Source organism: Deltaproteobacteria bacterium (assembly GCA_016874735.1).
Lineage (GTDB): Bacteria > Bdellovibrionota_B > Oligoflexia > Oligoflexales > CAIYRB01 > CAIYRB01.
This window is the reverse complement of record VGTI01000117.1, coordinates 1-5,704: the sequence shown is the minus strand read 5'-3', so window position 1 is coordinate 5,704 and position 5,704 is coordinate 1. Positions and strand designations below refer to the sequence as shown.

The window sequence follows — 5,704 nt, the reverse complement described above, 5'->3', positions numbered from 1 at the left end:
GCACACTTTGGCCAGATTCAAAGCAATCCGTGATTATTTTTCAAAAGCATCAAACGCGGCACTCTGCAGAGTGAGACCAGCGCTCGCTCCGCGAGTTGGCTGGCGATGCTTTCCTTACATTGCCGACGTTGCCAGAATTTGTTATCAACACTTTTGTATCGCCATACGAATTAGTCGCAAAACTGATCCTATCTGAGGACAAAATCTCAAGTCGTCCGATCCACCGGCTTATATAGCCCGTCGAGCTATCAAGGCCATTGTCTAATTTGATTTGAGCTTGTTGACCATCAACACCGCCACCGATATGCAACGAGGATCCGGGACCGGTTGTTCCAATCCCGACATCTTCTGTGAACCCACTTTTTTAGTTTTTAAAACAGGTCAGAAGCTGGATAAACGGCGCATTAGTCCCGGCGACAGAACCTGCGTTATTAATGGTGATGCCAGTGGTGGCGGAGCTGATCAAGCCACCTGAAGACCCGTAGACTGATTGATTAGTCAAAATTCCGTAGGGACCATAGTTCCTTGCAAGATCTAGCGATCCGTCATTAACACCGTGGCTGTGTCCTGGATCTGTGATGCCGTGATTATGGAGACCAGTAGCGCGATTTTCCTGATTTGAAAGCGCTGTGCCGACGCTGGCCGCCAAGGTGCCTCCACTAGGCAGGCCTACAATATAGCGACCGCGGACTGAGGTGAATTCACTCCAGCCAGCGGGGCAGGATGCGCTATTGAAATAGGCGATAGTTCCGGAGGGGAGATCGCTGGCATTAGTTGAGGATATGATCCAGTTACTACCATCGCTTACCACCGTGACAAACTGCCATCTTGCGACCAAGGCAAATGTCGTAGCTCCATCGATGGTCTGTGAACTAGTCGTTCCAACTGTGATCGCGTTGGATGAACTATCGATTTTCTTGACCATGTATTGGCGTCCGATGATGCCTACCGCTGTTGGTAGGGTAATTGTATAAGCACCAGAGGTCGCATCAGCGATAACAATACTATCCGCTGCACCGAGTGTATAAGCCGATGTTTTGTTCGCCACGGCAGTGGCTACGGGGCCATTGACCTGCAGGGTCGTGTTGGGCGCCGTTGTTCCTATCCCGACGTTGCCGGCGCTGGATACGTAGACACGTGCCGCCGAAGCTGTCTGATCGAAAATAAAGAAATCGTTGGTCCCGTTATTGTTGACGTCGCGCCCGATAGAAAAACCACTCGTATTGGAATTGGTACGGAACTGTACGGCTGTTTGTTGAGTTGCGGCGCTTGTCGGCTGCAGAGTAAGCGCGGCATTCGCTCCGTTAACGTGAAGGACAGTAGCCGGAGACGTAGTCCCAATCCCGACGTTGCCGGAAGGGAACGTCACTGAGGAGATACTGTAGCCAGAGCGATTTACATTGAGCCACTGCTGGCTTGCATTGTTGGCGTCGTTTGCGGCCCATCCGATCAGATTTCCGGAAGAATTCGAACCTAAAAACCAGTTTTTTCCATCCGTGGTGCCTGACGAATTCGAAAGACCGAGACTGGCACCTCCGGCCACTGAAACATGCAAGTTTGCTGCGGGCGCCGTCGTCCCAATCCCAACACTCCCACTAGCCGTCAACGTCGTAAACGCACCAGAGTTTGGTGTAGTTGACCCAAGGCTTCCGGGCGCAGCCCAGTTGGTGGACGATGACGGGACACTCCAGCTACCATCCGCCTTGAGGAATTTTCCGGCCGCCGCGTCTCCCAATGCTGGTGCCGGCACGGCACCTTGGGTGCCACCTGACCCTGAGTCACCGACCATCGTCGGTAAATCTGCAGGTACGATGGCTCCCACACTCACTGCGGCACCTGAGGTTGTCTGCTTCAAGTATTGTCCGACGCCTCCTGTCAGAAGCAGACTTGCGCCAGTACCACCGTTGCCGAGATTGAGAGTGCCGGTTACCGCATTTGCTTGTGACACATCGACAGCACCAAAGCTCGGAGCACCACCAGCAGAAGGTACACGCAACACAGAGTTAGCTGCACCTGCAGCCGTTGATGTAGGTGCCGCGCCGGCGCCGGCGCCAAGGACTACACCGTTACTAGTGAGTGCAGCCGAAGAGGCCATCGTGCTTGCGGCATTGAAGTAGGGAATCCCGCCCGATGTACCAGATGTTAGTCCTGTCCCACCTTTAGCTACACTCACGGCAGCGCCTAGACTAGCGGGACTTAGATTGGTTAGAGCACTACCGTCAACAGCCGGAAGTTTAGCCGCCGCATCGAGTTGCACTAATTTATTCGCCGTCGTACCGACATCCGCATTAAGTGTCACCGAACCGCTTGTGCCACCTCCGGTTAAGCCGGTACCTGCGGTGACGCCGGTGATGGAACCCACGGCGGGAGTAGACCAAGACGCGAGGCCATTGGCATCGCTCGTCAGCACTTTGCCGACACCGGGAGAGCCACCTTGGACTTTGATTTGGCCGCTGATATCAAGTGCGGCGCCGGATATCGCAGCGGATGTCGCAATGACAGAGGCACCGTTGATCGTCGCTGACGTTAAGATGGGCGAGGCTAGCGTTTTATTGCTGAGTGTTTCCAAAGCGGTTTGCGTAACCACCACACCACTCACCGGGAACGTCGCTGATGAATTGACACCGGTACCGCCCAAGCTCAGCGGCAGTAAACCGGTGACGGCAGCCGTCTGAGATAGATCGACCGCCCCAAAGGAAGGGGCACCACCGCCACTCGGCACGACTAAGCTTTGGTACGCAGCTCCCGCAGCGGTGGACAAAAGATTACCGCTGCTGTTGCCGAGGACGACGCCGTTATTGGCGAAGCTAGCGGCTCCAGTACCGCCGTTGGCCACAGGCATGATGCCAGAGCCGATAATCGACGCAGGGAGTGCGGGGATGTCGGCGACCGCAAGTGCGCCACCGTAATACACGCGCCCCTTAACATCGGTGGCGACTTTAGTGTAGGTACCTGCCGTGACACCGGTCGCCGTTAGCGTCGGATTTGGAAAGTTACCTGCTAGCTCTCCGCCGGCAGCACCTGTAGGTGCAAGACCCGAAGCCCACGACAACGCACCAGAGCCGTTAGTGACTAGAGCTTGACCACTAGTCCCATCACTCGCTGGTAAGGTCCAAATGCTGGTTGCAGCTAGGTTGTCGGGCGCTTTTAGCGCAAGGAAATTGGTGTTAGCACCGTCATGCATGACGAGCTTCTTGGCCAAGACACCGTCACCAAGTATGGTCACGTCGCCATTAAATGTGCCGGCATTGATAATCGGCGATGCCAAGGTTTTATTACTGAGAGTCTCTGACTCCGCCCGTGTTACAACTACTCCACTTGCAGGGAAGCTTGCCGTGGAGCTAATCCCAGTGCCACCGACCGCTGTCGGCAGCACTCCAGTAACAGCCGCCGCTTGCGCTAAATTGATCGCTCCGAATGAGGGCGTTCCACCCCCACTGGGGACGACCAAACTTTGGTATGCGCTGCCTGCAGCCGTGGACAAAAGATTACCGCTGCTGTTGCCGAGGACGACGCCGTTATTGGCGAAGCTAGCGGCTCCGGTACCGCCGTTGGCCACAGGCATGATGCCAGAGCCGATAATCGACGCAGGGAGAGCGGGAATGTCGGCGACCGCAAGTGCGCCACCGTAGTGCACGCGCCCCTTCGCATCTGTTGCGACTTTAGTGTAGGTGCCAGCTACCACGCCCGTCGCCGTTAGTGTGGGACTCGGGAAGTTTCCCATGAGGTCTCCACCAGCAGCGCCGGTTGGAGCTAGCCCTGAGGCCCACGCCAAGGCACCGGCGCCATTAGTAACCAATGCCTGCCCGCTAGTCCCATCACTGGCTGGTAAGGTCCACGAAGTTGAAGCAGCTAGAGTGTCCGGCGCTTTGAACGATAAATAGTTAGACATACCTTTGTCGTGCATCACGAGCTTATTACTGCCGACGCCGTTACCACTGATCGTGACGTCGCCACTAAATTGGCCGGAGGCTGCTGTCACTGACCCGGTTGTGTTGACGACTGTCGAGCCGCCGATCAGCGACGCACCACTGATGGTCCCGGCAGCTACCATGGGAGAGGCCAAAGTTTTGTTACTCAAAGTCTCAGATGCACTTTGTGTCACCACCACACCAGAGCTGGGAAAGGTCGCGGTCGAGCTCACACCCGTACCGCCGTTACTGACGGGCAGCACGCCACTGGTGATACTGGATGCCGGCAGCGGTGGGATATCACTGGCCGAGAGTGTCGCACCCAAGTAAACGCGACCTTTAGCATCCGTTACGACCTTCGTGTACGTACCAGCCGCCACACCCGTGTTGGACAGAGTGGCCGCTGCACTCCCAGGTCCTGTAGCCGTGATGTCGCCAGTGAGGCCACTTAAGTAACTACCAGCAGCCTGTTTACTGCTAAATGCCTGGAAATCTGCGTTAGAGATGAGACCAGCTGTCACCGAGGCTCCCGCTGATGCTAGGGGGATACTCAGCGCATGGACATTCGCGTTTGAGTTTATTGCTGGCGCTGTACCGGTATTCGTGACCGTAAATGACTGGGTGTTACCCGTCTGGCCATTAAGGCTGGAGATGCCCGAGCCAGACACACCAAGGGAGCGTGCCTGGGTGCCGTCCCAGAATTTAATTTGATTGGAGCTAGAGTTGTACCAGGTCTTACCGAGATCGGCAGACCCACTACCGCTGGCATTGAGCGCGGCGACCATCAAGGCTTCACTAGCGTTATCAAAAATACCGAGTCCTAAAGTCTTAGCTGCCGTGATCTTCAGATCTCCACCTACGGAGAGGCCGGCAAAGGTCGGCGTAGCTGTGGGCTTAATATCCTGCTCAGTCACCGTAGGCGGTACCGACCACGTGAGCTTACCGCTACCGTCAGTCGTCAGGTACTTACCGGCGCCGCCACTTCCAGCTGTCGCCAGCGACAGTTTGCCGTCACCGTTAAAAGCCAGCGTCTTATCATCGACGGGAATACGCATCGCAAAGGGCACGAAGCTAAACTTCTGCCGCGGATAGGTCTTACCACCTGCCGTGAGCTCGATGTAAACGGGCTGAGATCCATCGCCAAAAATTGCCTCAACCTCCGCCGCAGTGAGGTCGAAGTTTAGTGAGAGTACACCCTGTGATACTGCAATATCGCTGAAGCTGAAGACGCGGCCCCTTAATGATCCACCAACGTCAGTCTGATAAAACCTAGCGTCGACTGAGACCGGTCCCTCGACTGGTGCACCACTACTTTGAGTCAGTCTGGCCGCGTAGCTGAGGGGAAAGGTAGATGTGTCGGCAAGTGTGGGGTGAGACGAGGCAACAGCTAACCATGCGCAGGCAAATAAACATGCGGCGTTTAGTATCTGTTTAATTTGTCTCAGTTTGGTCTGCAATCATCCCCCTGTCGTGAGGGGCACTCGGTGCTAGGTAATCAAGGCCGTAAAACCCCGCCATCTTTAGGAATTCCATCGGCAGAGGCGGGAAAATCTTGAGGCCAAAAAACAGTGGGCCAAAATCGCAATTGTTTCGGGGCGTTAGATACACCATGGCGAGGGCATTTAGGGGCGCTATGCCGGACCACAAGCGTCATTTGCCGCGGTGACTATAGCGCTCAGCTAAATTGACCCACCCGCGCTCAGCTAAATTGACCCACCCCATAAAAAAAACACCCCACCTAGGCGACTGGCACGAGTGTAGTCGGCTAAAATGGGGCTATGCAAAAAAAACAC

At 55.5% G+C, this 5,704-nt stretch carries 1 protein-coding gene; it reads right to left on the bottom strand.

Annotated features, from left to right (window positions below; genetic code table 11):
- Positions 1 to 364 precede the first annotated feature (364 nt).
- Positions 365 to 5,368, bottom strand: a complete 5,004-nt coding sequence (locus tag FJ146_19160) for a hypothetical protein (GenBank protein MBM4254091.1) — start codon at positions 5,366 to 5,368, stop codon at positions 365 to 367.
- Positions 5,369 to 5,704 lie beyond the last annotated feature (336 nt).